The following is a 281-nucleotide window of genomic DNA, read 5'->3' on the forward strand; positions in this document are numbered from 1 at the left end:
GTATTAGAGCGCGAATATCGCACCCAGATCATCGACCCGATGATGATGGAACCAGAAGCCTTTAACGGCTGGTTTGATGCCAGTAGTCAGACATTCCATACGGTTATCACCTCGCAGTCACCACAAGACTTTCAAGAGATGGCCGTACACATGCTGTCATCTGGGCCATTAGCGGGAAAAGTAAAGCATCTGGTAGTGCATTCGCCTTATATTGGCGGCGGTTTTGGTGCCAAAGATCATTCGATATTTCCTTATTATGGCGTGCTCGCAGCCATTTATGC

The 281-nt window shown here is 48.0% G+C and carries 1 protein-coding gene; it reads left to right on the forward strand.

What is annotated here, in order from left to right; translation table 11 throughout:
- The coding region (locus AAEY72_RS14595) for a molybdopterin cofactor-binding domain-containing protein (protein ID WP_352311250.1) at positions 1 to 281 on the forward strand (281 nt) is incomplete at both ends.

The organism is Psychrobacter sp. W2-37-MNA-CIBAN-0211 (assembly GCF_040309405.1).
Lineage (GTDB): Bacteria > Pseudomonadota > Gammaproteobacteria > Pseudomonadales > Moraxellaceae > Psychrobacter > Psychrobacter glaciei.